General features: G+C 50.9%; 37 protein-coding genes. 21 read left to right on the top strand and 16 right to left on the bottom strand.

Annotation, left to right across the window (positions count from 1 at the left end):
* Nucleotides 1-41 precede the first annotated feature (41 nt).
* The 6 genes from VE954_RS43340 to VE954_RS43315 all read right to left on the bottom strand — a co-directional run bounded on the left by VE954_RS43340 (nucleotide 42) and on the right by VE954_RS43315 (nucleotide 2,069).
* Nucleotides 42-326, bottom strand: a complete 285-nt coding sequence (locus tag VE954_RS43340) for a hypothetical protein (RefSeq protein WP_324965025.1) — start codon at nucleotides 324-326, stop codon at nucleotides 42-44.
* On the bottom strand, nucleotides 323-577 hold the full coding sequence (locus VE954_RS43335) for a hypothetical protein (protein ID WP_324965023.1): 255 nt from the start codon (nucleotides 575-577) through the stop codon (nucleotides 323-325). The genes VE954_RS43340 and VE954_RS43335 overlap by 4 nt, the downstream gene beginning before the upstream one ends.
* On the bottom strand, nucleotides 574-897 hold the full coding sequence (locus VE954_RS43330; RefSeq protein ID WP_324965021.1) for a hypothetical protein: 324 nt from the start codon (nucleotides 895-897) through the stop codon (nucleotides 574-576). Before VE954_RS43330 ends, VE954_RS43335 begins: the two co-directional genes overlap by 4 nt.
* The gene (locus VE954_RS43325) at nucleotides 894-1,175 is read right to left on the bottom strand and encodes a hypothetical protein (protein WP_324965019.1); all 282 of its coding nucleotides are present in this window, start codon (nucleotides 1,173-1,175) and stop codon (nucleotides 894-896) included. The genes VE954_RS43330 and VE954_RS43325 overlap by 4 nt, the downstream gene beginning before the upstream one ends.
* A 151-nt stretch (nucleotides 1,176-1,326) precedes the next feature.
* The gene (locus VE954_RS43320) at nucleotides 1,327-1,572 is read right to left on the bottom strand and encodes a hypothetical protein (protein ID WP_324965017.1); all 246 of its coding nucleotides are present in this window, start codon (nucleotides 1,570-1,572) and stop codon (nucleotides 1,327-1,329) included.
* 251 nt (nucleotides 1,573-1,823) lie between these two features.
* Nucleotides 1,824-2,069 (bottom strand): hypothetical protein, encoded by a 246-nt coding sequence (locus VE954_RS43315; protein ID WP_324965015.1) that lies wholly within the window; start codon nucleotides 2,067-2,069, stop codon nucleotides 1,824-1,826.
* A 900-nt stretch (nucleotides 2,070-2,969) separates the two neighbouring features.
* On the opposite strand from VE954_RS43315, the gene VE954_RS43310 reads away from it, so the two are divergent.
* The 11 genes from VE954_RS43310 to VE954_RS43260 all read left to right on the top strand — a co-directional run bounded on the left by VE954_RS43310 (nucleotide 2,970) and on the right by VE954_RS43260 (nucleotide 8,207).
* Nucleotides 2,970-3,584, top strand: coding sequence for a hypothetical protein (locus VE954_RS43310; protein WP_324965013.1), 615 nt, complete (start codon nucleotides 2,970-2,972; stop codon nucleotides 3,582-3,584).
* A 9-nt stretch (nucleotides 3,585-3,593) separates the two neighbouring features.
* Nucleotides 3,594-3,872 (top strand): hypothetical protein, encoded by a 279-nt coding sequence (locus VE954_RS43305; RefSeq protein ID WP_324965011.1) that lies wholly within the window; start codon nucleotides 3,594-3,596, stop codon nucleotides 3,870-3,872.
* A gap of 1 nt (nucleotide 3,873) precedes the next feature.
* Nucleotides 3,874-4,245 carry a hypothetical protein gene (locus tag VE954_RS43300; RefSeq protein ID WP_324965009.1) on the top strand — a complete coding sequence of 124 codons (372 nt, stop codon included), beginning with the start codon at nucleotides 3,874-3,876 and terminating at the stop codon, nucleotides 4,243-4,245.
* Between the two features lie 4 nt (nucleotides 4,246-4,249).
* Complete coding sequence (locus VE954_RS43295; protein ID WP_324965008.1) at nucleotides 4,250-4,537, top strand: hypothetical protein; 288 nt, start codon at nucleotides 4,250-4,252, stop codon at nucleotides 4,535-4,537.
* Between the two features lie 97 nt (nucleotides 4,538-4,634).
* Nucleotides 4,635-4,877 carry a hypothetical protein gene (locus VE954_RS43290; RefSeq protein WP_324965006.1) on the top strand — a complete coding sequence of 81 codons (243 nt, stop codon included), beginning with the start codon at nucleotides 4,635-4,637 and terminating at the stop codon, nucleotides 4,875-4,877.
* A 335-nt stretch (nucleotides 4,878-5,212) separates the two neighbouring features.
* On the top strand, nucleotides 5,213-5,434 hold the full coding sequence (locus VE954_RS43285) for a hypothetical protein (protein WP_324965004.1): 222 nt from the start codon (nucleotides 5,213-5,215) through the stop codon (nucleotides 5,432-5,434).
* 205 nt (nucleotides 5,435-5,639) lie between these two features.
* Nucleotides 5,640-5,951 (top strand): hypothetical protein, encoded by a 312-nt coding sequence (locus VE954_RS43280; protein WP_324965002.1) that lies wholly within the window; start codon nucleotides 5,640-5,642, stop codon nucleotides 5,949-5,951.
* A gap of 16 nt (nucleotides 5,952-5,967) precedes the next feature.
* Nucleotides 5,968-6,393 carry a hypothetical protein gene (locus VE954_RS43275; protein WP_324965000.1) on the top strand — a complete coding sequence of 142 codons (426 nt, stop codon included), beginning with the start codon at nucleotides 5,968-5,970 and terminating at the stop codon, nucleotides 6,391-6,393.
* Nucleotides 6,350-7,087 carry a recombinase family protein gene (locus VE954_RS43270; protein ID WP_324965070.1) on the top strand — a complete coding sequence of 246 codons (738 nt, stop codon included), beginning with the start codon at nucleotides 6,350-6,352 and terminating at the stop codon, nucleotides 7,085-7,087. The genes VE954_RS43275 and VE954_RS43270 overlap by 44 nt, the downstream gene beginning before the upstream one ends.
* Nucleotides 7,088-7,170: 83 nt before the next feature.
* On the top strand, nucleotides 7,171-7,947 hold the full coding sequence (locus VE954_RS43265; RefSeq protein ID WP_324964998.1) for a hypothetical protein: 777 nt from the start codon (nucleotides 7,171-7,173) through the stop codon (nucleotides 7,945-7,947).
* The gene (locus tag VE954_RS43260) at nucleotides 7,932-8,207 is read left to right on the top strand and encodes a hypothetical protein (protein WP_324964996.1); all 276 of its coding nucleotides are present in this window, start codon (nucleotides 7,932-7,934) and stop codon (nucleotides 8,205-8,207) included. The genes VE954_RS43265 and VE954_RS43260 overlap by 16 nt, the downstream gene beginning before the upstream one ends.
* A gap of 67 nt (nucleotides 8,208-8,274) precedes the next feature.
* Here VE954_RS43260 and VE954_RS43255 read toward each other — a convergent pair whose 3' ends face one another.
* From VE954_RS43255 to VE954_RS43230, 6 genes are all read right to left on the bottom strand, one after another.
* On the bottom strand, nucleotides 8,275-8,523 hold the full coding sequence (locus VE954_RS43255; RefSeq protein ID WP_324964994.1) for a hypothetical protein: 249 nt from the start codon (nucleotides 8,521-8,523) through the stop codon (nucleotides 8,275-8,277).
* 22 nt (nucleotides 8,524-8,545) lie between these two features.
* Complete coding sequence (locus VE954_RS43250) at nucleotides 8,546-8,875, bottom strand: helix-turn-helix domain-containing protein (RefSeq protein WP_324964992.1); 330 nt, start codon at nucleotides 8,873-8,875, stop codon at nucleotides 8,546-8,548.
* Entirely contained in the window at nucleotides 8,862-9,107 is a 246-nt protein-coding gene (locus VE954_RS43245; RefSeq protein WP_324964990.1) for a hypothetical protein, read from the bottom strand. The genes VE954_RS43250 and VE954_RS43245 overlap by 14 nt, the downstream gene beginning before the upstream one ends.
* Nucleotides 9,094-9,471: a hypothetical protein gene (locus VE954_RS43240; protein WP_324964988.1), complete on the bottom strand. Its 378-nt coding sequence runs from the start codon at nucleotides 9,469-9,471 to the stop codon at nucleotides 9,094-9,096. Before VE954_RS43240 ends, VE954_RS43245 begins: the two co-directional genes overlap by 14 nt.
* A gap of 129 nt (nucleotides 9,472-9,600) precedes the next feature.
* On the bottom strand, nucleotides 9,601-9,795 hold the full coding sequence (locus VE954_RS43235) for a helix-turn-helix domain-containing protein (protein WP_324964986.1): 195 nt from the start codon (nucleotides 9,793-9,795) through the stop codon (nucleotides 9,601-9,603).
* Nucleotides 9,796-9,955: 160 nt separating this feature from the next.
* Nucleotides 9,956-10,876, bottom strand: a complete 921-nt coding sequence (locus VE954_RS43230) for a PD-(D/E)XK nuclease-like domain-containing protein (protein ID WP_324964984.1) — start codon at nucleotides 10,874-10,876, stop codon at nucleotides 9,956-9,958.
* A 36-nt stretch (nucleotides 10,877-10,912) separates the two neighbouring features.
* Between VE954_RS43230 and VE954_RS43225 the strand changes: the two genes are divergently transcribed.
* The 9 genes from VE954_RS43225 to VE954_RS43185 all read left to right on the top strand — a co-directional run bounded on the left by VE954_RS43225 (nucleotide 10,913) and on the right by VE954_RS43185 (nucleotide 16,630).
* Nucleotides 10,913-11,518, top strand: coding sequence for an ERF family protein (locus tag VE954_RS43225; RefSeq protein ID WP_324964982.1), 606 nt, complete (start codon nucleotides 10,913-10,915; stop codon nucleotides 11,516-11,518).
* A complete protein-coding gene (locus tag VE954_RS43220) occupies nucleotides 11,515-11,883 on the top strand; it encodes a hypothetical protein (RefSeq protein WP_324964980.1) in 369 nt (122 codons plus the stop codon). Before VE954_RS43225 ends, VE954_RS43220 begins: the two co-directional genes overlap by 4 nt.
* Complete coding sequence (locus VE954_RS43215; RefSeq protein WP_324964978.1) at nucleotides 11,870-12,262, top strand: hypothetical protein; 393 nt, start codon at nucleotides 11,870-11,872, stop codon at nucleotides 12,260-12,262. Before VE954_RS43220 ends, VE954_RS43215 begins: the two co-directional genes overlap by 14 nt.
* Nucleotides 12,263-12,478: 216 nt before the next feature.
* Nucleotides 12,479-12,694, top strand: a complete 216-nt coding sequence (locus VE954_RS43210) for a hypothetical protein (RefSeq protein WP_324964976.1) — start codon at nucleotides 12,479-12,481, stop codon at nucleotides 12,692-12,694.
* The gene (locus VE954_RS43205) at nucleotides 12,691-13,029 is read left to right on the top strand and encodes a DUF7681 family protein (RefSeq protein ID WP_324964974.1); all 339 of its coding nucleotides are present in this window, start codon (nucleotides 12,691-12,693) and stop codon (nucleotides 13,027-13,029) included. Before VE954_RS43210 ends, VE954_RS43205 begins: the two co-directional genes overlap by 4 nt.
* On the top strand, nucleotides 13,026-13,430 hold the full coding sequence (locus tag VE954_RS43200; protein WP_324964972.1) for a RusA family crossover junction endodeoxyribonuclease: 405 nt from the start codon (nucleotides 13,026-13,028) through the stop codon (nucleotides 13,428-13,430). Before VE954_RS43205 ends, VE954_RS43200 begins: the two co-directional genes overlap by 4 nt.
* Nucleotides 13,396-14,970, top strand: coding sequence for a DEAD/DEAH box helicase (locus tag VE954_RS43195; protein WP_324964970.1), 1,575 nt, complete (start codon nucleotides 13,396-13,398; stop codon nucleotides 14,968-14,970). Before VE954_RS43200 ends, VE954_RS43195 begins: the two co-directional genes overlap by 35 nt.
* A complete protein-coding gene (locus VE954_RS43190; RefSeq protein WP_324964968.1) occupies nucleotides 14,967-15,116 on the top strand; it encodes a hypothetical protein in 150 nt (49 codons plus the stop codon). The genes VE954_RS43195 and VE954_RS43190 overlap by 4 nt, the downstream gene beginning before the upstream one ends.
* A 650-nt stretch (nucleotides 15,117-15,766) precedes the next feature.
* A complete protein-coding gene (locus VE954_RS43185; RefSeq protein WP_324964966.1) occupies nucleotides 15,767-16,630 on the top strand; it encodes a hypothetical protein in 864 nt (287 codons plus the stop codon).
* A 406-nt stretch (nucleotides 16,631-17,036) separates the two neighbouring features.
* Here VE954_RS43185 and VE954_RS43180 read toward each other — a convergent pair whose 3' ends face one another.
* Nucleotides 17,037-17,267, bottom strand: a complete 231-nt coding sequence (locus VE954_RS43180) for a hypothetical protein (protein WP_324964964.1) — start codon at nucleotides 17,265-17,267, stop codon at nucleotides 17,037-17,039.
* 373 nt (nucleotides 17,268-17,640) lie between these two features.
* On the opposite strand from VE954_RS43180, the gene VE954_RS43175 reads away from it, so the two are divergent.
* Nucleotides 17,641-18,450, top strand: coding sequence for a hypothetical protein (locus VE954_RS43175; RefSeq protein ID WP_324964963.1), 810 nt, complete (start codon nucleotides 17,641-17,643; stop codon nucleotides 18,448-18,450).
* Between the two features lie 216 nt (nucleotides 18,451-18,666).
* Here the strand turns inward: VE954_RS43175 and VE954_RS43170 are convergent, their stop codons facing one another.
* From VE954_RS43170 to VE954_RS43160, 3 genes are all read right to left on the bottom strand, one after another.
* Nucleotides 18,667-19,170, bottom strand: a complete 504-nt coding sequence (locus tag VE954_RS43170; protein WP_324964961.1) for a DUF7694 domain-containing protein — start codon at nucleotides 19,168-19,170, stop codon at nucleotides 18,667-18,669.
* A gap of 132 nt (nucleotides 19,171-19,302) precedes the next feature.
* On the bottom strand, nucleotides 19,303-20,973 hold the full coding sequence (locus VE954_RS43165) for a hypothetical protein (RefSeq protein WP_324964959.1): 1,671 nt from the start codon (nucleotides 20,971-20,973) through the stop codon (nucleotides 19,303-19,305).
* Nucleotides 20,973-22,283 (bottom strand): hypothetical protein, encoded by a 1,311-nt coding sequence (locus tag VE954_RS43160; protein WP_324964956.1) that lies wholly within the window; start codon nucleotides 22,281-22,283, stop codon nucleotides 20,973-20,975. Before VE954_RS43160 ends, VE954_RS43165 begins: the two co-directional genes overlap by 1 nt.

The raw sequence follows: 22,283 nt of genomic DNA, 5'->3' as shown, positions 1-22,283 counted from the left end.
CTCGGTGGACACGGTTTTCCTGCAGTGGAAACAAGTCAGCCTCATGACGGAACCCTGGTAGGCCCCTTGGCGCTCAGGTTGATGCGGACTTCATCGATGATCGCGTTCATATCTTTCTCGCTGTACATACCGTGATCGACAAGCGATTTAAGGGTCATCGATAGAGCGATTATGACGAAATGGGGATGAGGGCCGCGGTAGATAGTGTCTTTAATGTCGGCCTTCTCTTCAATGGCAACGGCCAGATCAAGCAGGCCACCCAAGGATTTGGCGAGCAATTCACCATCGAGTTCCATTGATACGAAGCGAATGTTTTCATCTTTCATGGCTGCTCCCCCCTTTCTTCCTTTGCCCTGAACTCGTCGACATCCTTCTGGGTAGGGGCCAAGTCCATCCAAGTCTGGACCATGAGCCTTGTCGCCTCGGGAGCCGGCGTGTTCTTGATCCACATCCCAAGGAGAATGGAGACGGCCTTCATGGTGTCCTTGCCGCCATATTTCTCGGCCATCATGTGAATGAAAGTCTGCGTTTCGCTGCAGGCCAGGGCTTGTTTTCTGACGGTTTCGTGAATGTTCATGGCGTCTCCCTTTGAAGGTCATCAATAGCCGGGTTATGGGTTCGATGCTGCCAAAGCCGCCATTTTAGAAACGTCCGGCAGTGAGTGTCGGCTTCCTCGAAAGAGAAGAAGTAGCGAGGGAAAGAGTCATGCCCATCAAGGTTCAAAGGCCCATCGATGCAAAGCTGAATGTGCCCACGATCGCAATAAGGCGGCCGAAGCAGCATCCATGCGTGAACCTTCCTATCATCCCTGGTGTGGACATAGAGATTCAGGGTTTTATAGTCGTCTTTTTCCCACTGAGCCTCGTCGATTTCCTGAAGCCCTTCGTCTCTGTTCATGGCTGCTCCTCTGGTTCTATTTGGCTTCTGTAGCGATCCCACTTGACTCTTTCTTGGAGGAGCCATCTTTTGAAGTCAGAAAGCGCTTCATAGGAATTCGCGACAAGGCAGACTTCAAGGGTAAGACCGAGCACCGACATCATCAGAAGATCATCGGATTCCATGCAGCCCATGACCATTGCCCTGAACTCTGCCGGCATCTCGCCCACTCGCAGCTCCACCTTCTGCATGGAAATCTGAAGCTGTTCTTTGACGCCTTCCTCGATGGTCTGGCTCATGACACCACCTCAAGCCATCTGATCGCGATCGATGTCCATCCATGCTCATTACCGTACTCCCTGATCTCCGCGATGTCTTCAGCAGAAGGGGGATGCTCAAGCCAGACGATCGGGACAAGTAGAGTGTCGTAGGTAATCATGAAAGGCAGGCTCATAGCTGCGCCTCGACTGGAGGTTCGGCAGTCCAGATTGCTTTGAATTCGCCTCGATCGACAAGGCCTTCGCAGATCTCCCTCGTCGTCTCAGTGAAGTAAAGGACGCAAATCCATGGCTCGCCAGCTTCCCTGGCCAGCTCCACTTCGATGCCTTTGATGTAGAGAGTCGCACCTTCGGGAACAGTGATGCCGGTTCGGCCAAAGCCTCGGCTCGATGCGTAGGATACGAAATAGTGTTTCATGGCTTCCCCTTAGCAGCTGAGTAAATAGTGTTTATGCGTATGAGGATGATCAGGACATGGGCTAGGGTTTGGAGCCCCTGTGCGGAAAGCCTTGTCATCTGCGAGTGCCCACATGGATGCGATGCCGGTTGGATAGGCGATATTCATTCGGTCCTCTGCCTCATGGATGGGAAGCGAGGTGCAGATGGATGCGTAGCAGATGCCAACGGAATATGCGGTGAAGTCGTTCATGGGCTTATTATGTGCTGGGTTCATGCCTCTCCCTTTACTCTCTTTTCATAAGCCGCAAGTCCCGGAGTGACGATCGCACGAGCCTCGCCATCGTGCTCACGGCTGACGGTTGGAAGCGATCCGCCTTCGTCTATCTCCTCAGCAAAAATGAACAAGAGCGTCAGCGCTTCGTTAATCATGTCCTTACGGGAAAGGCCCAGCTTTGTGCAGAAGGCTTCAAAGGTGGCTAGCTTTTCTTCGCTCAACTCCAGTTTGACTATGGGCATGACTGCTCCTGTGTTGGGCTCCGATGTATTGCGTTTCCGCTTGGTTTTAGCATGCCTGGTGAATTGAGCAAGGTTTTGGTGAAGGCCAGGCTAATGACGTCTCTCTGGCCGATTGTTTTCAGCTATCTCTCAGGAATCGAACGACAGTGAGATGCATATGAGGGATGGTCTGGTTTTTGGTTGGGTGGGGATCATATAGATGGGGGATGCGTCAAAAGCACGGTAAAGCACGGTTGGGGTGTTGGAAAAAAATTGGGAAATGGTGTGGATAGTACAACGTTCGAACCCGGGGGGGTCCACCCTCCCCCTAATAATATCAATGGGTTGGGGGCATTTCGCTATGGCTGGGGGACTAGAGCAGCCGCTCTCCAATCATTTCGCTAGGTTAGCCATTTCAGATCAAATCTTACCGCTCTAACCAGTTGATTCTATTGGGCCTGTTTCCTTCGCTATAGCGCTATGGTTGAAACAGAGCTCTCGATGCATACCCTGTGCATGTTGATATCATTGACCTTTTTGCCATTTTCATTACACAATCCTTCCTCTCAAGGCAGGGTTAGTCCACACTCTCTCTCTCACTCAGCCATTCCGCTCCATCCAAATCAGATGCACCCATCCTGACTTACCCAATCCATAATCCAAACTTATCCAAATCCAACCAATCCATAACCAACACTAATACATGAGCCATTACAACAACTTAGGCCTCAATACCCCTTAATAGCTGAAACAATACAGCGCCACTCAGCCAAATCAACATGTTATGGGTGCGTCAATTCAATAGGCATACCTAAGTCATTCATACCATTCACGAATACAGCCAGACTTAAGTATGAAACAAAATGACCGATAAGAACTTTGATAACGGCGCTTGAGCCGCTCACAAACTGGAGCACTGATATGAAAGTACTTATCCGTAACGCAAAATCCTTCGGTACGCTTGCCTTTGCTGGAGTTCATCAGATCGTCGACTCCGAGCGCGATATCGATAACGCAGTTGAGAGAGCAGTCAGGGACGGTTTTAAAAGCATTATCTTTTACTTCAGTTACCCATCCAATTGGGTAACAAACCATGACTTTCGCTCATTAGTATCCGAAGCCCGAGCCGTACCGGAGCGCCTAATTGCAGACGAAAGCGAAGTCGCTTCGTACCTTGAGCAGTGGCGGGATAACGATAACTTGACTGATTTTAATCTTATGCTTGACCGTGGGCTAGCGCTGCTTGCGCTGGATTTTATTGTGGGCGCTGGAGCCATCGAAGAAGTCGACATGGAATCGAGCAGGATCCTTCGCTGGTACGAAGCCAATCATAACGATAAGCAGCTTGACTCGGAGCGCAGGCTGCTCCTAAGCGGCTGCGAAGTCTGGATCGATAAGCATAACCAGCACGCTTTTATTGACTCCGACGATACTTGGGTAACTCAAACGGAGCTTATGCAGGACGGTTACGCTTTCAGCAGCCGTTACGATCGTAAAGGCAAGCGCCGTAAAACTTCTCAATTACCCAAGAACTAAGGAGCCGACATGAGAACTTATCGACTTCGGTTTATTGACGCTTGGGGTAATGAGGACGAAGGTTATGAGTTCAATGACTTTACAGGGAGCGACACAATTAGGACGCGCTCCAAGCTTGCCTCGATGTCTGATGAGGCCCTGCTTCGCTGGTTTATTAAGAACAATTGGCTCAAGGGCAAGGTCAAGGATTTTTATGTGGATGACTTGGCTCATGGCGATGGCTTCTGCTTGAACGTCTGCAGGGCCGATGGCAAGCCCTTGTTCGAACTAACTTCGGAGGAACAATAACATGGAACTAACGAAGCCGGTTTACTCATATGTCGATGGCAAGCTTTCGATCAATTACGCTCCATGCTTCGATAAGGCGCTCAATTTAATAGGCGCTTCTTGGATCGACACAAAATATTCCCTTGTCAAGGGAGCGCTCCCTAACCATAGCGTAGCCGTAACTGACACTGACTTGCTTGCCCATGACGATTACCTTGCCATTATTATTGAGCGCAGGATTACCGTTATCCTAGTCGCTGGAGTCGGTCAATTATCGGCAAGCCCTAAGCGGCTGCGCAAGGCCGAAGCCAAATTAAAAGAAGCCGGAGTCAAGGTCATTTACAGGGCTTCGCTGGACACGGCCTTATCCTCGCTGCAGCGGATTGGAGCATAAACCGATGGAATATATTCAGTTTCATTTACAAGTAACCGGAATATTCGGCCGTAACCGTAAACCGAAGTTCGAGCAGTTTTTGCTTGCCGAAGTTCCAATTGGTCAAGCAGTGGATCCAGTGGAGCTTGAGCGACTTGCTCGGGAGAAAATGGCTGAAGTAAAGGTCAAGTCGGGTCGAGTAAAGGTTACGCAGACACCGACGAAAATCGAGGTTTATGACGGAATCGAGTTTCGTACCCATACGATAAGGTTCGGTGTCGATAACACGGTAATTGACCTAGGTAGCGTTTGATTTGGTTACTTGTTCAGTGCTCGGGCTTCGCTCCTTAAGGAGCGGGGCCTTTTCTGTTATGCTCGGCTCCAACCAATTACCAATGGAGCACCAGCCAATGCCTAATCCAAACAAACCAGATAAGCCTGACCGTGAGCACAAAGCCATGGCCGCGCGTGTTATTCCAGGCCAGGCCGATAGCCGCAAGCTAGAGGCATCAATCAATCAATCGCTGGATGCGATGGCTCAGGACAAGGGTAAGTTCCACTCCATGGTACCCGTCGATGGCGGCCGCTTAGTCCTGCTTTACTCAATCGAAAGGCCAAAGGAACCAACGGAACCAGACCCTAGTCCAGCTTGACTTAGCTTAGGCGATCGCGTTATAACCCACTCCAGTCAAGGCCTTGACGGCTAAGACTGGAGCAACAGAAAGGAACGATGTGTCCAAAGATCAGTCGGCCCGTCGCCGTAACATCCCGTAATCCTTACACTGTCAAAACCTTGACCAGTGCAGACCCTGTGCGACACTTTCCAGGCACACCACACCTCTGATTTGCAAATCCTTTTTTCCCTGGAACCCCAAAAAACTCGACTGAATATTGGGCTCAGATTCAAACTGAAATCTGGGAAGGGGGGGGTTAAAAAACAGGCCGTTTCTGCCGATAAGGGGATGAACAAGAAACAAGGGAGAATCCAATGATCAGAGCCCTTTCAATCATTCTACTTCTCGTCTCTTCTGAAGCCTCAGCACAGATGCAGTGCCGCATGGAAATGGGGGATTTTGTCTGCCGGGATGGGCGTGGGCTCGTGATCAAAACCTGCCGCCAGGAGATGAGCGAATACGTGTGCCGTGATGCTAGGGGGATGGTCATTCAAAGCTGCCGATCGGATGCCTTTGGGAACCTCAACTGCCAATAAACCTGGCGCTTTCGCTATAAAAGATGTAGATATTCCTCGGGCTTAGGTGAGTCCGGGGCGGGTAAAGTCCTTCCATTTTCAATACTTGGGGCACGCAGATTTACTCGCCTTTCCTTTGTAAATTTTGTTTCAGTTTATTAACCGATCTGCCGATACATATGACGGAAACAAAGGACAGTAACTGAAACACTGGAGAATCTGCGTGATGTCAAAACCTATGCTCGGACTTACCCTACTCGTGGCTCTGACTGGTGCCTGCAGGACACTGGCTCCAATCGTTTTGCCCGATGGCACCAAGGGCTTTGTCGTATCGTGCGACAGTACGAAAGTAGGCTGCTATAAAATGGCCAGCAAGGCTTGCCCTAATGGCTACGATGTGAAAGAGAACAACGAAAATTCAGTGGAAAAAGGCGATGGCTATGCTGCCGGCTTTGGTGCCGGGTCTTCGTATTCCAAGACCAACATGGTAGGCATGGTGTTCGCCTGCAAGCAGGCATCGGATACGGCCGCGAAATAACAAATGGTGGAGAGTCATGACACTCACGCAATCAAGAAACTCAGGCTGGCGCGTGACCTTTACGCTTGATCCAGAATCCCAGCTGATCTGTGAGATGTGGAATCAGTCGGCTGAAGACATCTGCAGATTCGCACTGGCAGCGCTCAAGGCTGATCTTGAAAAGATGATGGGGAACTTCGAAACCTATGCAGTAGCGCACTATATCGAGCACGATCCGAGATGGAAGGCAATCGCTGAGGGATGTGACGACTATAAGGATTTCATCGCAGCATGCAAACGCCAGGGGATCCATGAGACGCCAAGGGGCGGGATTGATCTGAGGACATCAAGAAAGATAGATCGAGCAAAGCTGCTTCCCCTCATTCGCTCAATCAGACCAAAGGAGAAACGCCGTGCTTATGCTACCAAAGAAGACAACAAAGGCAAGGAAGGCAGGCTCTGAAGCGAAGGGGCTGAAAGTCTTCTACGTCAGGCTATCTGCGGACAAGCGTAGAAAGCCAGGCGCAGAGAAGATGGCTGAGGAAGTGGAGTATGCATCTCAGCTTGCAGAGCTTCGAAGGCTATGGCCAGGGGAGCCTGATCAGATCGTCTGCGAGAAGAAATCGGGCAGTGATCCCTTTAAACTTCTGCTTGATCTCATCACGAACCTGCCTGAGCATTCCATCATCTATGGTGTGACGATCGATCGGCTCACAAGGCTTGGCCCATTTGCCCTCGGCTACATCGTGGAAGCTGCCAAGGAGCGCAATGTCACGCTGCATGTGACGGATGACGGAGCCCTGAATACGCTTGAGCCCATGGAGCAAATGATGGCCACCATGAAAGCTTTCTCTGCGAGCCTTGAAGCTCAAGCGATATCGCGCCGAATGATTCAAAAGATCAAGGATCGAAAAGAAAAGGGCCTCAAGTGGGGGTTCGAGATAGCCCGGGAACGTGGGACCTGGAAGCATGGCGCAAAGGCTCGCAATCCACTCTGGGAGATAGCTTTGCCAAGGCTCAGGGAACTCAAAGCCAAGGGCCACACGATCCGCGAGATTTCCAAGATAGCCTCGCGTGAGCATGATGAACTCATCTCACCTGCCACGGTATGCAGACTCCTCAAAGCGGATAAGGCAAAACCTGAGAAGGTTGGCTGAGCATAATCACGCACCTGAAAAGGCTTGATCTCATGATGCGCGGGCTGTACATCTCCGAGTGGAAACACACAAAGGAGATGGAAATGATAAAGCTCGCTGTTGCTGCAGCACTACTCACAGCCGCATTGCGTCCCGCCTATGCTGAGAGGCCTGACTTCACGTCCCACCTTTTTTTACCGACAGATTCCCCCCATTTTACCTATGAATTGAAGCCTGACGGCACAAAATCGCTGGTATTCCTGGATGCCGATGTGCCAGTGGATCCGACTATCAAGATCACGGTTGATAACCTCGTGGAAGCATACGCAGCCAATGCGCTCGTCATGCAGCAAACGGTCGATTCCATGAATGAGACATCTAACCCTGGAAACGATGCAAAGCGTGATGTACTTGATGACGAAAAGATGCTGGCCGATATGAAATCTGAATATCTATTTTATGACGATATGATCTGGTTGACAAAAAACGCAGGGATCGGATCGCTTGGCGCGGCTGCAGCATATGCGGCAAAGCTTCTTAGTCAAACCCAAGGTCTGCCCCATGGCCGTCTGGCTTTCGCTCTTGCAACGCTGACGGGCGTGGCAGCCAACGGCTACGTGAAAGTGCTGGAAGAAAAGAAAGCGTCTCTCAAAAATGAGATCGAACTCCTGCAGCTCGACATAGACGACAGATTCAACTACATGCTATATGCCAGCGAATACGGCGGGGATACCACGACCGATATGCGTCCGCCATCGTGCATCTATAAAACATCGTGCGTTGAGACGAAGGTCTGTGTAACATCCGGCCTGTTCGGGGCAGAAAGCTGCAGGTATAGGGATGTCTGCGGAACGGAGATACTCGCATGTCAGAGCGAATAAAGCTGAGCTTCAAAGGAAAGGTCAAGCGTGAAATCGCCTGGCTCAGGGAAGATATCGTGGAAATGCGCGATAAGATCCCAGAGAAATACCAGGATATGGCGGGATTTTTCGTCATATTTCTCGGATATTTTCTGATCTTTGATGACTACGCGAGAGAGCGCCCTCATGTCGCCGTAGTGGGTGCAGTTCTATGCTCCTGGTTTGGTGTCGAGATGGCAATATTGATAGCAAAAGCTCTGGGAAAATATCCCAGAAAGTAACCAATAGGCTGACTTCTCAAATTGATTCGGGACAGCCGGGGCTGGTATTCCAGCGCCCGGTTCTTTTTTACTTTTTCTTCAGCACATCAGGGATCAACTGACCCAAAAAAAGCTCCACCGCCCGAACAACAGCGTCATCGATGGGTGTGCTCGTCAAGGCAGCTTCCCGCTTGAGACGTGCAATCAGCTCATCACGCTGGGTGTCGATCCAGGGAATGGCAATCTCTTTGAGCTTTTGAGCGAGCTTTTCGGCTCCCCCTTGAGCGACTTCAGAGAGAATCCACTTGACGATAAGACCCATAAAAAATTCTTTCACTCGAAACCTCAAAATATTTGAGTCACACGACTCGTTTGAACGTCAAACCCTTGATGGAAGTCTCATAGCGTGCAGCGATGGATACCTGAGCCAGATTAAGGCCAGTGTCGTTTGCAGCTGCAGTGAGGGATGGATATGTCCGGCCTGTCTCCTTGCAGTAGACCTGCTTTCCCATCTGATATTCATCGAGGCATACGCCTGGGGTAAGGCCGTAGGCCAGAAGCTTACGCTGAAGCGTACGGAGGGCGATCTTAAGAGCCCTTGCGGTCTGGGTCCTGTTGCCCTTGAGAGTCTGAAGGGTATGGAGAATGTGCTCTCTTTCAACATCGGCCAGAGTTTTAAACGTTTCCATCAGGCTCTCCTTTGACAAGCTTTAAGTAGGGTTCAGGATTTCCGATGAATTGGATTTCGAGATTCACGATACCTGCGACCAGTTCTTTCGGGGGGCCTAGCACTATAGGGTCAATATCGATCTGATCCACTATTGCCCAATGGTCTTCGTGATGCTCAACAACAACAAGATTGATATCGCCGCATTCCTCAAGGATCGCCTTGAGCTTTTCCATCGCTTCACTTATTCGCATTCTTTCGCTTCTCCACTTCAAGCATGCACTCACGAATGATCGTATGAGTTCCCTTGTGCATGATCTTCTGCCCCATCCCCAGCTCGCCATGGGTTTCCTTGAGGATCTTGATTTCGAACGGCGGCACCTTGCCTGGATTGAGCTTCAGCCATTTGCGAAGGGCACGCGCACCTGCCACGCCTTCCTTAATCCAGGGAGCCGGTTCATCGAGTTCGGCGGCTGCCAGATCGGAAACTTCTGACCACTCGCGGTTTGGGAGGAGGTCGTCGAAATGTCTCGGAGTGATACCGTGTTTTTTTCCAAGCGCTTTCGCTGTCGTGCTTTTTCCGCTTTTTGGTCCACCCAAAATCAAGATCATCGTCATCGTCGTCTTCCCACTGTTTGTACGGGTAATACTGTTGCACAGGTAATACCTGTTCTACAGGTGGTTGAGGTGATACAGGCATCGGCTGTCGGCAGCCAATTAGAGCGAAAGCCAGGAGCAGAAGGAGTTTCATCCTGCCGCCGCCAGGTCTGGGACTATTGGACGGCCAGGCTTTCCATTCGGGATGCCGTACTTTTTGCAGCGGCGAGCGAGAGAGAACTTGCTGATGCCGAGCACCTTGGCGGCCGCCACGCGATTACCGTTGTTTTCATCGAGGACTCTTTGGATCAGTTCTTTTTCCACTTCTGCCAGTTTCTTGCTCATTTCGTGCACCTTTCAAAGTCTTCAAATGTTTGCATCTTCGCGTAACAGAATTTTTGCTTCTGAGTCCGAACTCTTTCGCCTTCGTTTATGGCCCACACAAAGCCGACCCCGTTCAATAAGACGAACACGATAGCAATCCAATGATCCTCCAGAAACTCCCTCATGCTGACTCCTGCATCGAACGTTTATAGGCTTCCCACTCGGATTTATAGGCACCAAGCTGATTGACTTCAGTGGGGTATCCAGGCCAGACGCCAGTGTCCATGCACCTTTTGATCAGATCCACGGTCTGCTGGATCTCCCATCGCGCAATGGCGAGAAGATCAAACTTGATTTCAAATATCGCCGCGCAGTAGGGCTCAACATTTTCAACGGCCACGATCTGAAACGTGGGGGCTTTGCCGGTGATCGACTTCACGAGGTCGGTGTACCAGGCGGCTTGCCAATGATAGCGGTAAGTTCGCACGTCACGTTCAAACTGTTTAAGACTGGCAGATTTAGTAGATTTGAGATCGACGATCGCGTGGTCGTTCGGATGGTAATAATCAAGGAGTGCCTTTCCATGAAGTCCCAGCAAATTTCCGAAACACGCGCGTTCTGCGACTCCTCCTCGGAGAAGGCTTCCCACTCGCTCGTTTGAAAAGATGGAATCGCGCATAGCAGTAGCCGCAGCATGGTCTTCCTTCGTGATGAGTTTCTTTTTGCTTGCCTTGGCTTCGGCCTTTGCCGCTTCCCACACGGCTTTCTCGTCTTTGCTTCGCTTGTGACATTCAGGAGCAAAAGCGTAGCACGAGTCGAAATCGTCAGGCTCCAGGATCATCTTGTGGGCTGCAGTTCCGAGCTTCATGGCTTCCGAGGGAGCACGCAGCGTGCGCCTTTGGTGCCGAAGATGTGCAGGTGATTTTTCCGCTACAACTTTAATCTCTGATTGACTTAAGGCACCATGAGCGCGGTAAACATCTTCTGCCACAGGAGCCAGAAACATAAGTCCATCAGTCGCTGCAAGCTCTGCCCGCAAGTCGTCGAAGGTGCTGATAATCATGAATTTTAAGCTCTTGATTTTTGATTGAGGTGTCAGCATAGTTGTCACCATAACCACAACACAAGAGAAATTTTAATGCTTACCCCAGTGTCTGGGAGCCTTGTTGAGCTTGCGAAAGCTCTATCAAAAGCTCAGTCGGAGATGCCCACTATTTCCCTCGATAAGAAGGTGAGCTTTCAGGGAGTGTTCTTTGAATACGCATCACTGAGCAACATCATCTTCAATACCAAACCCGTGCTGGCCAGGCATGGGCTGACTGTGCTGCAGTTCCCATCAACTCAGGATCGTAAGGTCACGGTTGAGACAATGCTGCTCCACGATAGCGGTGAATACGTCCTGAGTACGCTCTCCTCAGTGCTTCCACCTCCCAAGGTCGACAAGCAAACCGGGCTCCCGAAAGCTGATGATCCCAAAGAGATGTCTTCGCTCATAAGCTATAACCGCCGCTACGCATACGCTTCGATCCTGGGCATAGCGCTCGATGGCGATTATGACGCTGAGCTTTTGATGCCGAAGTATGACGAGTCTTCCGCAAACAAGGCCTGGCTCGCAAGAACCCTGGAACCCATGGGCGTCACCGACAAGGAAGTCCTTCGCAAGATCTCGGCCGAGATGCTGCGTGGCAATTTCGAGATGACTGAAGAATCAATAATGAGATGCCTGGAGACCGTCCGCAAATGACAAAACGTCCACAAACTTTCGTTACCGAACTGCCCGTTGACACTGAAGTTACCCTTTGCGTTGAGGCCGTGTTTAAAAAGGACGAGCACGACAACTGCTTTCGCCTTGAATGCCGGATTGTGGACGGCGAGCACATCGGCGAGATGATCAATCTTTACTTTTACCGCATGAAAAAAGACGGAAGCGCACCCAGGAAAGACACCACGGCTTTGCTTGAGATTCTGACTGGAGCCAGGGATTCGAAGGACGTTCGCAGCTTTGATCTTCAATCGAAGATCTTCAAGACGACTCCCTGGAAACCCGCGAACAGCAAATACCAAATGTTCGGCAAGTTCAAGCTGGTGGGCACCAATGATGCTTTTTAATCTGATCGCATGGCTGAAGCAGAAGTTCAAGAGAAAGCCGAAGCCGGAGTTGCCTCGCGATGTCATGGGCGTTCGCTACACTTCGAAGGCTCCCCCATTGAAGCCCGAAATTCGCGGCCAGACGTGCAGCGTGATTTTCGTCGATGAAGCCGATGACATCAAGCTGACATGCATGAAGGATCTATACCCGGATCTGCCTGATACGATCCCATCGTGGTTGGGTGAGGTGAGCGTTTATGCTCCCCCGAAGTATGAAGGCGGTGGCGGCAAATTCTCGGGCGGCGGCGCAAGCGCAAGCTGGTCGTCGGACAGTTCGAGCTGTGACAGTGGGTCCAGTTCCAGCGATTCAGGTTCAAGTTGTGGGGGCTCCAATGACTGAACTGCCAGTCCTGACCAGGGCCGACATAGATAAACCCCAGCGATGCGGAAGCGCAGACTGCAACATCATTCACATCAATCCAGACTTCTGGGTTCATAGCGTTTGCCATCCAAGGACACCGACATGGTGCCGCTACAAGGATGGTGTTTTAACGGTCTCATGTTCCCTCTGTAAGAAGCCTATTTACGCCTTCAAGATCGCAGCGGAGTGAAGCACATGGAAGAAGAAGTGGAAGTTGTGAGCAGCGCGAGAATCCAGGTTCGAGTGAAGGCAACAGCCAAGTACACGGCCACAGGCTGGCGCGGGATACTCATCATTGATCGCGATGGTGACCGAGCAAAAAAGCGTGGCCCGTCACGCACATCACTGGCTGAAGCTGAGGCAGACGCCCAAGCGATGCTGCAGGATTTTCAAAGGAGCATGGGTAAATGAGCAGATTTGATTTTATTGCGTGGGATGGCCTGAGCGAGCATGCGTCCCGTCAGATCAAGAGTTATGCGAAGATGCTGGAAGCGTGCATTGATCATCACCTGGAGCCAAGCCGTGAGCGATCTCTTGCGATGACAGCTCTGGAAGAATGCTTCATGTGGGTTGGTAAAGGCATCCGCCATGATCAGCTTGAGCGTCAGAAGAAGGGCGACGACGGAACGCTTCCGCTTCCAGAAGCCGAACCCATCAGCATTCACCTTCCCAAGGGATGGGAAGCCGTTGGCCTGCCTCGCCGCATCGGTGCGATCATGGCTGTTGAGGTAATAGAGAAACGATGAAGCTCCCCTCGCCTGGCAAGGTGCTTTGGTTCGGAACCTATCCGGGCCATCTTTATCCTTTATCGCGTCCAAGGTTTGCCAAGGGTCACGCTTATCAGCCGCTCAAGAACCAGCAGGAATTCCGCAAATGGCTGAAGTCCGAGAATCCCGATGTGCCCTGGACACAGGATCTTTGGATCGAAGCCTTCTTTTGCTTCAAGACCAAAAAGCTCGCTGACATAGATAATCTGGCCAAAGCCGTGCTGGATGGACTTCAAGCAGCCAGGTTTTTGGTCAATGACAAGATGGTGTGTGGGGCGACCTTTGCCCGAATGCATGGCGCTTCGCATCCTTCCGCAACAATTCTGATCAGGGAAGTTGAATTTTATGATACCGAGGCCCTACCAGATCCAGGCAGTTGATGCGGTCACCGAAGCGCTGAAGACTTACCGTAAAGTGGGAGCTGTCCTCCCCACTGGCTCTGGTAAATCTTTGGTTGAAGCCATGGTGATCGATAGAATTGTCGATGGCCTCACCTTCAATCAATGCGTGGTCGTAACCTGTCACCTCACAGATGTTATCGATCAGCTGCACCTTTCCTATTCCGAGCATGGGCGCTATGGAAAGCAGGCCATGCGCTTTACTGCTCGGAATAAACCCAAGATGGGGACCAAGGTTGTTTTCGCAACAATTCAATCGATGACATCATCGGGCGCACGAAAGTATTGGACTGAAAACCCAATGCGAAAAATAGTGAAGGCTGTGGTGATCGATGAAGCGCATCAATTCGGAACCGACAGCTATGAGACGCTCACAGAGGATTTATTCCCGAAAGCGCTCTATATCGGTTTCAGTGCCACACCCTACCGAAAGAACCAATATTCCTTCAGCCAATTCGAAACGGTGGCCTATGCGATCAGCTCAAAAGAGCTTATAACGCAGGGTTTTCTCGTTCCCCCGAAGCTTTTCCAGCTCTGCATGGAGCACATGGAACCGGCTGAACGGTTCGCCGGGGTCATCAAGATCTGGCAGGAAAAGGAGATGTCGCGGGGCTTTGTTTCAGTCGTCTACCTCAGATCAAAACAGGAAGCGCAGGAGATGCGGCTCGTCGCGGAAGAGGCCAAGATTCGCGTGGCCTACGTCTCAGGTGATGACTCAGAGCAATACTGCAGGCAATTGTTCGAAGACTGCAGACAAGGCAAGATCGAGATGCTTGTCAATTGCCGTAAATTGGAGACTGGAATCGACATCCCGAACATCGGCGCCATCTTCATGCCATGGGGTACGAGCAGCGTTGTAACGTATTTGCAGCGCATCGGCCGCGGGCTTCGGCTTTATCGCGGCAAGACCGAGTGCAATGTCTACGTTTTCGGAAGCTCACCGAGTATCGAATCAGGAAAGTGGACCCGCATTCAACGTGAGGCTCTCGATGCCCGCAATCCACTCGACTCTGTTGCGAAGCTTGAATGCGACCTGGCTGATTTGATCGAGGATGGAGCTCCATCGGATCGGATCCACTGGACGCAGGAGGCCATAAAAGCATGCCATTTGATGCTTGATGGACAGATGCCCAACGTGGCGCAGATGATCGCAGAAAAGAAGTTTCCCGAGAAGTACCATAAGAGCATAGCCAGTCTGGCTCCCCTTATTCATCAGGCAGCGGCATCAAACCCGGACGCAGCACAGACTGCAGCCTCTGAAGCTCAAATTGCCATTCTGAGCCACAAACACAAGTTCAAAGGCAATGGCCTTAATCTCACGTCCGGCGAAGCTGAAGCCATCATCTCGGCGTTCAAAAAGTACTTTTCGCGTGGGGAGTACATCCTCCAGCACGGCCCGTTCGCCGGCAAGCACATAGCAGACACAACGAACATGTACAGACGACATATGACCAGACAAGGTCCCAATTGGGCGGTGTATCAAAAATGGGTGAGGGCAGGACAGCCCAAGGGGGAAAAGTGAAACCTGAGAATCGATGGCCGCTCTATTTCCGCGATCACGAGCGTTTTTGCCGCAATCCCCTGAAAGACGAAATCAAGATGCGCTTCGCAGTCTCGGGGCTTTTCTTCATCATCACCGTAAACGTCATCAACTGGCTGTGGAGTTAACGATGGGCTTTGGTGCTTTATTCCTGCTTCAGACGCTGCTATTTGCCCTCAAGGTCTGCGCTGTGGAGCCAGTCGATACTGTGCCGTGGTTTTGGATCTGGAGCCCCACACTGCTCGTGGGAGGGCTCTGGCTCTGCTTCATTTTGGCGTTCTCGATTATGTGCGCCATCGTCAGACGGTAAACTCCCCGCTTCCCCTGCCCTTTGATGGCCATTGAGCGCAAGTAGTCCAGCGTGTTACAAAGCCCCAACACATGAACTGGACTGCGATTAAAAGGGGATTGGGACTGATCATAAATCCCCCATGTAAAATCCATACAGTTCCTTACCTCTGTAAGCATTGGTGCACATACGTTGCGTCATAATGTGATAGGTAATAACCTGTTTTTTGGATGACTTTTCAATCGTGAATAAGCCTGTGATTCTGGATACCTGCACCAAAAGATGGGGTATTTAGATCACTCCCAGGCTCAAAGCCAAGCGCAGTAAAGGATACGGGGGGAATAAGATGAGCGGCTGATTACGAAGTGCACATAAAAGCATAGAGGCGGGCTAGCCCAAAAAAAGAAAAGCCAAGGTTCTGTCAAAACCTTGACTTTCATGGGCTCTAGGCCCTCAAAAAAACTTAAATCTCACAAGGAAATTTCTATCATGAATGATGGAAAAAGCAACGTTTATCCGTTCAAAAAACGTCCCAAACATCGCCGCAGACTGAATCACCTTACCGCCATTGTCAAAAGAAAGCGCTCATTCACAGCGATCCCTGATCCTTTGGACCGGGCATACCGAATGGGCAAGATAAACGACACATTGTTCCGACTGATCTACATTCTGCTCGGCAGTGACGAGGATTTTCTGATCACACGCGAGTATCTCGAAAGCCAATTCAGTGCTCACACTCTGAAAAAATATCTGCCGCTCATCGAGAAGGCAAAGATCGTAGAAATCGAAAAAATTGTGCTTACTGAAGGCGCAAAACCCTCCAACATTTATCACACAACCGACCCAGATGATTGGGATATGTCGCCAATCTTGAAAGCTCCGAGAAGGGGTTGCAACACTGCACGTATGCAGGGTACCCCCAGCACTGCACGTATGCAGGGTAGCAGGAGGAAAAAAAGCAGTGATATCAGCAACACTGCACGTATGCAGGGTACCCCCAAAAAACCCAATGATATCCACAAACCCTTACCTGCATACGTGCAGGACATAAGAAAAGGTTTTAAAACCCCTCCTCAAAAATTGCTGAACATCACGACTTTGCAGTCCCGCTTTCGGTTTCGATTTAACCCCAAGACGCCATCGGATCACATCAAGGCAACGGTCAACGCTTTGGTTGAAGCTGAGGAGAAGCGCTTGCTGCTTAAGGGTTTCGATGAAAGAACGGCCAAGGTTCTCAGTAGGGAAAGGGTCTACAGGTGCATTGAGTGGATTACGCCCTGCAAACATCGGGAGTTTGGAGCAGACACCCAAGCTGAGTGGCTTCGCATGCTGGAAAATTTCCCGCAAGAATGACTTAGCTGTATGCTCCCTCACTTGCGTGATGTCGCTAAACCTCACGAGTGAAGGCAGGCCTTCGGCCTAGACAGGTTTAAAAATCTGCGATGATGCATGGGACCGTGGCAGTCTCCCCCTTGAAGGGAGCCTGCAAAAATCCGGGAACCGAAGCCGCTCTTGATAGGGAAAACCAGAATGACAGGGTGGGTGTGGCCTACGGCGCGAGAAACCGTGTGGGCATCGAGATAGCTGGTGTGTGCGCCTTTGCCGCTTCGCGGTGAGAACCGAAAAAGCAGGAAACCGGGACAACGTTCGTAGGTTTTCTTGCGCCATGCGCCCAAAGACCAAGTGTAGCGACCGAAGGGAGTGGAGCGCGGAGCCTACGGCACTCCGCGTGAAGTTGAAGCCCTCTCGGTGAACAGCCCTAGGACCGGAAGGGTTTTACAACCGGCTTTATTTTTGAAACACCTTGGCGGAAGTGAAGAAGCTCCAGTTCCTGCCTTTCGATCCTAAGCATCAGCTCGTCGCGATGCTGAAGAACAGAGTGAAGGCGGTCTTTCAGTTCCCGGATTTCCGCCTCTCTCGTTTGAATCACCATCAGCATTGTTGAAACATCCGCTCGGACATCGGGCTTCGCCCTTGTTTGAAAAACCATGTTTGGGAATCTCCTGTGCTTTGTTCCCGGTTCTCGCATTTCGGGGTTGGGGATTTCAAGATCCCAGTTTTTTTCCCCAGGGTTTTGGGCTCCGAGATCCCGATTGAATACAAGATTCAAGAGGGAAATGCCGAAGGGTTCGGAATCATTGCCTTTATTTTTCCAAAAGCGTCTGGTGGAGACGTTTTTGGTTTCAAAAGCGTCTGGTGGAGACGCAATTTTTGAACCCGTCGAGTAAAAACACCCACGAATTCATACTATTTTATGGGCATATTTAGGCACCTTTTTAATTTTAAAAAATCCCTGATTTACTTAGTTCAGCCTGACCTGATACATCTGTGCAAACCCCGAAAAATCGATTGAGAGGCCATAGATGGCAACAAAATCACCTTACGTACCCAACACAATAGTGCGTTTTACAAAAGTCGACTGTCGCCAACAGTGCATGAAACTGCTCGGTGTAGTTGATGATGAAACTGTGAGCAGCGATGGAGTGCTGAAGACCAAGAAAAAGCCCCCGGTTTATATCGTGGAGCAGTTCTGCCTGTTCTATATTTTCTGGTTTATGGATAAGCAAAATACCGCAAAGTTCAAAATTCCCTTATCGCGTGAGATTCGTCAGTTGACAGGTTTTCGCGTGCGTACTATCCAAAGAGCGTTGGTTTCTCTGGAGCTTGACGGCAGTATTCGCAAGGAAAACAATAGGACGTACATAGTGCGTAGAGAGCTTGCCAACCGCTGCAATCACAAAGTCCCGACAGGAATGGCTGCTGAGATAGAAACCCCAAAATGGAATCAAAAGCAGCGGGAGCTTTTCGCTCACATGACCCTTAGAGTCAGGGTTTTTGAAAACACCACTGAGGATGACGATATGCAAAACCTGAAAATATCGCTGGACGTATCTGAAGCTGAAAACAGAAGCCTGAAGCATCGAGTAATGGAGCTGAGCATGGAAGTCGCGGAGCTTCGCGGCGTGAGTAAAACCTACCGTGAAATTTTCAATGATGGATCAAGGGACCGGAGCACAGACCGGACCATTAGAACCTATGAGCGCGGCTTTGATAAAGCTCGTGATGCGATACCTGAAGCCAGCCTTGAAGAAGATGCGCCCACTGGCAAGCCAGATATCAAGCTCGTTCCAGGCATGAAAAAGAAGAACCCAAACTACGATGCAACGCACTAATTCAGGGGCCTTTCAGCCCCTGGCCTTCCATCTTCCGCTTTAGTTCGTGATACGCCTTATCCTTTATCTCATCTATCGGATTTCCCCTTACTCCGGGTGGATACTGCAAGCCGCCAGATGACACAGCCGGCACTCCATAAGCATATTTCTGCTCAATAAGATACCGAACTTCGATCTGTTCGCCTGGGTTCAGGTGCATCTGCGATTGGAGTTCTTTCAAGCGTTTTTCTGCTGCAGTTGTAAACATGGTGTTTCCTCGGCGGGAGCAAGGGCAGCCGCCTGTCTGATCGTTATTAAATCAAGGTCCGAGAGCTTCACAAAGGGCATGTCCTCTATGAGTGATCCGCGTCTTTTGACCCAGATGTAGCGATGCGAAACGTCCTGGACATCAGCGTCAGCCGGGAAAAGCTCCATTGCTTCAAACTCACCTCGGCCGCACTGGGCTTTGAGTTCCTGGATTTTATCCCAGGTGATCCCATCAAGGTAGCGGGTAAAATGCCCGTCAAACGCATTTCGGATAATCGCAATGCATTCCCATTGTGAGTTCAAATGGAAGATCTGCACGAGGTAGCTTCTGGAACACCAGATTTCCCGCTGGGCGCTATCGGAGTGGACTCTCACAAGATGCTCGGGATATCGATCGAGGGAAGTCTTAATCGTTTTCCATACCCTTGCCTTGTTGACTTTATTGAGACGCGACATTGCCTGGATGATATCCATTGACATTCCCCCTGTGCTCAAAAAAAACCGTGAACCTCAGGATACTGAAGCCACGGCAGGTATGAGTAATGATGAAAAGTTCGGCATGTGTATGTTTTACAGTACACAGCCTGGCGTTGTCAAAGGCTGCTTTTAAGGTGCTTTGGTCGCGTACGGGTTATCGCCACCAAGGATGGGATTGGTCGCGAAGTTAACCGCAGCCGGTGCCAGTGAAGGCATCCCTGGCAGATTCAGATTCCATGAAGGTGCAGCCGATGATGCCCTGGTAGCCATTGCCTTCCAGAGAGGTGGGCCACCAATATCACGAGCAAGGCCGGCGGCAGCAAGGTATGGGTTTAAAGTCGTCAGCGCTGCGGCTCCACCACTGATGGTACCTAAGCCTGGGAGCTTGCTTTTGGAAGGCCATTGAGCCTTGAGGTCAGCTTCATCAGCCACACGCTTAAGGATCGCCACAAGGTTTCTCTCGTCAGCGTTCCCATACTTTTCAGCAAAGGCATCGATGACCTTATCGGCTGGAACCTCTTCTTTCTTTTTGGAGACCGCCGCAGCTTTTCTCGCGGTTTTATCAGCATCAGCAGCGTAACGGCCGGCTGCATCATCGCCGCTTTGAACAAGGTTCAGAGCCTTGCGGAAATCCTCTATGTCGTCAGTCTGAGACCAGACGCGGAGCATGGGCTTTTTGTAATCGTCGTTTTTCAAAAGCTCTTTATTGACTTCCTTTCGGATGTCCTTCCAGGCTTCCGAGGCAGCGGTATCGGCGTTGTCGCCGTACTTTGTGTTCTTTTTGAGCATCCCATAAAACTCGTGAAGCTCTTTCTGGGTAAGGTGGCCCTTCTCACCGGCAAGATCCTGGGCAGCTTTGCTTTCAGCCTTCCATGCGGCCTTGGCTCCTGCATCACGCCAGGAGAGTTTTCCGGTCTTTGGGTCAGTCGTCACGAGCTTGGCAGCCTTGAACTTTTCAAGAGCCTTGTCTGTGAATTCCCCCGGAGTCATTGCGAAATCATCGGTCAGGGCCGCGGTAGCTTCGGCCATGTCTGCATCGATTTTAGCCGACACACGGTTGGCAAGCGGGGCGATCTTTTGTGAAGCAACATCGGCGGCCGTGCCCACGGATCCCTTATAGATCGTGGGGTTTTTCATGGCACGCTCGGCGACTTCCAAGGGAACATTAAAGAGCAGCGGAGCCGAATACTTCAGCGCTGCATCAAGTCCTTTTTGTGCGACAGCCTTCGCAGATTCCACCGCTGGCCTGACAATCGGTGCTGCGAGCTTGGCTGCTCCTTTGGCCAGAGGGGCGATGATTTGCCGACCGGCAAGGCCACCGATCACGCCTTCGGCTGCACCTTGAACTGTGTCAATCGCCGGCTGCACAAGGCCATCCTTCAATTGCTGCTCACTGCCGCCAAGTCCAGTCACAGCACCTTGGATACCGTCATAAGCCATTTTGCTCTTGAGCCCGAGCTTGCCGAGAAGGCCTGCAGGAATCATCCAGCCACCGATGGACCCGGCAGCTTCTGAGGCCATCATTTCTGCAGGATACATGGCCCTCAGATACTCAAGCTCCTTTTGCTTTCTCGCATAGACTTCATCATAGGACTGATCGCCCATCAGCGATTCAAGCTTGGCCGCGAGTTCATCTGCGAAGCGCGAAGAAAGGCCCTGCGTACCCCCAGCGACATAGGCGTCAAGGGCTGAGAGGTCGCTTGGCTGATACTGGGCCTGCTCCTCGGGAGTCAAGGGAATGGTTTCCCATTTGCCTTTTTCTTCTTTTTCAAGCGGAATGGTTTCCCATTTATTTGGCATCAGTCTTCATCCTTTTCTTCAATCCCGAGCCGTCTCATGGTTCCACTGTCCAGCATCTTCTGGTTCTCGTCTTCGAACTTGGTACGATCAGACCTTGGAATCCGAATCTTGTTTTTACCGTCAGGATGCAAATAGAGGTAATAGCGCTCTCTGTCAGCCGCAGACGCATCGGTTGGAAGGACAACGTCTTCCGGGTTTCTAAGACGGTTGGTCTGGCCCTTTTTAATGTAGGATGACCGCTCTTGACGATATGTCCTGCGGGACTGATCTTCCATGATGTCCATGGCCTTGAGCATATCCCTGATCTGGCCTGGGGTAAGAGTCGTACCGTTGACAAGGTTATCCGGGATCTGCTTGAGCTTCGAAAAGAGACCTTCAGCTTTTCCGAGAGAAGCGGCTTCGTTAAACATAACCGTTGACTCTGGGTCCAGGTTTTTAATGAAAAGGATGATTGAAGCGTAGTCAGGTACACCTGTCCTTGTGGGCTTATAAACAAGGCCACGCAGCTTGTCCGCAGAGACCTTCGACTTCTTATAATTCTTGACAGAATCACGGTTTTCGAACTGAGTTTGGAGCTTTTCGAGCTTGTCCGTATCGTCCTTGTCGGCGCGATATTCGCGTTCTTCGTTCTCGTCAAATTCCTTGTCGTTATAGACTTTTTGCTTCCAGTCCATGCCTTCACTGGTGCCGCCTCGCGCTCTGCCAAGAGCTTTCCCAAGACGCTCAAGAACGAGAGCCTGGTCTGCCGGGTTAAGCGCTTGGCCAAGCTTTTGTTTGAATTCCTCAAGACGTGCCTGGCCCTTGACCTGCTGCAATGCAGCGCCTTCGCCCATGATGCCCTGAGCGGCTTTGATCTTATTCAGAAACTCAGCCTGGATATCAGGAGTCATCTGGGAAGATTTGGTGCCGTAAATTGTGTCCATAAGGTTTGCGAGGGGCCTGACATCATAAGGCATCGCCTTCATGACTTCAGCCATTTCATCGCGTTTTCCCATCAGATCACTGATGTCAAACTTCGGGGCTTCAGCACTTTCCTGGCCAAGGATCCCAAGCTTCACAGCGGCTGCGTGAATGTCTTCAAGCGTGACTGGGCCATCCTCTCCCTTGGGGATGGATGCAGCTGGATTTCCGGGAAGACTCACAGGTGGAACAGTCTTCGGATTCGGCATAATCACAGCCGGCGCTGGTGCCTTGTAATTCGGATTCATAACCAAGGGAACCTGGGAGACTGGTGCGGCCTTCGCTGCCTGAGCCGCCTGAGCCTGCTGGCCAAAGAGTTGAGCAAGAAACGGATCAAGAAAGCCGCCCAT

The sequence above is a fragment of the Oligoflexus sp. genome (genome assembly GCF_035638955.1).
Taxonomy (GTDB): Bacteria; Bdellovibrionota_B; Oligoflexia; order Oligoflexales; family Oligoflexaceae; genus Oligoflexus.
Note: the sequence above shows the minus strand (reverse complement) of the source record. Positions and strands in the feature narration are given on the sequence as shown.

Excerpts from the sequence above, each read along its gene's own strand:
- VE954_RS43340 (WP_324965025.1), bottom strand. The coding sequence starts at position 326 with ATGAAAGATGAAAACATTCGCTTCGTATCAATGGAACTCGATGGTGAA.
- VE954_RS43335 (WP_324965023.1), bottom strand. The coding sequence starts at position 577 with ATGAACATTCACGAAACCGTCAGAAAACAAGCCCTGGCCTGCAGCGAA.
- VE954_RS43330 (WP_324965021.1), bottom strand. The coding sequence starts at position 897 with ATGAACAGAGACGAAGGGCTTCAGGAAATCGACGAGGCTCAGTGGGAA.
- VE954_RS43325 (WP_324965019.1), bottom strand. The coding sequence starts at position 1,175 with ATGAGCCAGACCATCGAGGAAGGCGTCAAAGAACAGCTTCAGATTTCC.
- VE954_RS43320 (WP_324965017.1), bottom strand. The coding sequence starts at position 1,572 with ATGAAACACTATTTCGTATCCTACGCATCGAGCCGAGGCTTTGGCCGA.
- VE954_RS43315 (WP_324965015.1), bottom strand. The coding sequence starts at position 2,069 with ATGCCCATAGTCAAACTGGAGTTGAGCGAAGAAAAGCTAGCCACCTTT.
- VE954_RS43310 (WP_324965013.1), top strand. The coding sequence starts at position 2,970 with ATGAAAGTACTTATCCGTAACGCAAAATCCTTCGGTACGCTTGCCTTT.
- VE954_RS43305 (WP_324965011.1), top strand. The coding sequence starts at position 3,594 with ATGAGAACTTATCGACTTCGGTTTATTGACGCTTGGGGTAATGAGGAC.
- VE954_RS43300 (WP_324965009.1), top strand. The coding sequence starts at position 3,874 with ATGGAACTAACGAAGCCGGTTTACTCATATGTCGATGGCAAGCTTTCG.
- VE954_RS43295 (WP_324965008.1), top strand. The coding sequence starts at position 4,250 with ATGGAATATATTCAGTTTCATTTACAAGTAACCGGAATATTCGGCCGT.
- VE954_RS43290 (WP_324965006.1), top strand. The coding sequence starts at position 4,635 with ATGCCTAATCCAAACAAACCAGATAAGCCTGACCGTGAGCACAAAGCC.
- VE954_RS43285 (WP_324965004.1), top strand. The coding sequence starts at position 5,213 with ATGATCAGAGCCCTTTCAATCATTCTACTTCTCGTCTCTTCTGAAGCC.
- VE954_RS43280 (WP_324965002.1), top strand. The coding sequence starts at position 5,640 with ATGTCAAAACCTATGCTCGGACTTACCCTACTCGTGGCTCTGACTGGT.
- VE954_RS43275 (WP_324965000.1), top strand. The coding sequence starts at position 5,968 with ATGACACTCACGCAATCAAGAAACTCAGGCTGGCGCGTGACCTTTACG.
- VE954_RS43270 (WP_324965070.1), top strand. The coding sequence starts at position 6,350 with ATGCTACCAAAGAAGACAACAAAGGCAAGGAAGGCAGGCTCTGAAGCG.
- VE954_RS43265 (WP_324964998.1), top strand. The coding sequence starts at position 7,171 with ATGATAAAGCTCGCTGTTGCTGCAGCACTACTCACAGCCGCATTGCGT.
- VE954_RS43260 (WP_324964996.1), top strand. The coding sequence starts at position 7,932 with ATGTCAGAGCGAATAAAGCTGAGCTTCAAAGGAAAGGTCAAGCGTGAA.
- VE954_RS43250 (WP_324964992.1), bottom strand. The coding sequence starts at position 8,875 with ATGGAAACGTTTAAAACTCTGGCCGATGTTGAAAGAGAGCACATTCTC.
- VE954_RS43245 (WP_324964990.1), bottom strand. The coding sequence starts at position 9,107 with ATGCGAATAAGTGAAGCGATGGAAAAGCTCAAGGCGATCCTTGAGGAA.
- VE954_RS43240 (WP_324964988.1), bottom strand. The coding sequence starts at position 9,471 with ATGACGATGATCTTGATTTTGGGTGGACCAAAAAGCGGAAAAAGCACG.
- VE954_RS43235 (WP_324964986.1), bottom strand. The coding sequence starts at position 9,795 with ATGAGCAAGAAACTGGCAGAAGTGGAAAAAGAACTGATCCAAAGAGTC.
- VE954_RS43230 (WP_324964984.1), bottom strand. The coding sequence starts at position 10,876 with ATGCTGACACCTCAATCAAAAATCAAGAGCTTAAAATTCATGATTATC.
- VE954_RS43225 (WP_324964982.1), top strand. The coding sequence starts at position 10,913 with ATGCTTACCCCAGTGTCTGGGAGCCTTGTTGAGCTTGCGAAAGCTCTA.
- VE954_RS43220 (WP_324964980.1), top strand. The coding sequence starts at position 11,515 with ATGACAAAACGTCCACAAACTTTCGTTACCGAACTGCCCGTTGACACT.
- VE954_RS43215 (WP_324964978.1), top strand. The coding sequence starts at position 11,870 with ATGATGCTTTTTAATCTGATCGCATGGCTGAAGCAGAAGTTCAAGAGA.
- VE954_RS43210 (WP_324964976.1), top strand. The coding sequence starts at position 12,479 with ATGGAAGAAGAAGTGGAAGTTGTGAGCAGCGCGAGAATCCAGGTTCGA.
- VE954_RS43205 (WP_324964974.1), top strand. The coding sequence starts at position 12,691 with ATGAGCAGATTTGATTTTATTGCGTGGGATGGCCTGAGCGAGCATGCG.
- VE954_RS43200 (WP_324964972.1), top strand. The coding sequence starts at position 13,026 with ATGAAGCTCCCCTCGCCTGGCAAGGTGCTTTGGTTCGGAACCTATCCG.
- VE954_RS43195 (WP_324964970.1), top strand. The coding sequence starts at position 13,396 with ATGATACCGAGGCCCTACCAGATCCAGGCAGTTGATGCGGTCACCGAA.
- VE954_RS43185 (WP_324964966.1), top strand. The coding sequence starts at position 15,767 with ATGAATGATGGAAAAAGCAACGTTTATCCGTTCAAAAAACGTCCCAAA.
- VE954_RS43180 (WP_324964964.1), bottom strand. The coding sequence starts at position 17,267 with ATGGTTTTTCAAACAAGGGCGAAGCCCGATGTCCGAGCGGATGTTTCA.
- VE954_RS43175 (WP_324964963.1), top strand. The coding sequence starts at position 17,641 with ATGGCAACAAAATCACCTTACGTACCCAACACAATAGTGCGTTTTACA.
- VE954_RS43170 (WP_324964961.1), bottom strand. The coding sequence starts at position 19,170 with ATGGATATCATCCAGGCAATGTCGCGTCTCAATAAAGTCAACAAGGCA.
- VE954_RS43165 (WP_324964959.1), bottom strand. The coding sequence starts at position 20,973 with ATGCCAAATAAATGGGAAACCATTCCGCTTGAAAAAGAAGAAAAAGGC.
- VE954_RS43160 (WP_324964956.1), bottom strand. The coding sequence starts at position 22,283 with ATGGGCGGCTTTCTTGATCCGTTTCTTGCTCAACTCTTTGGCCAGCAG.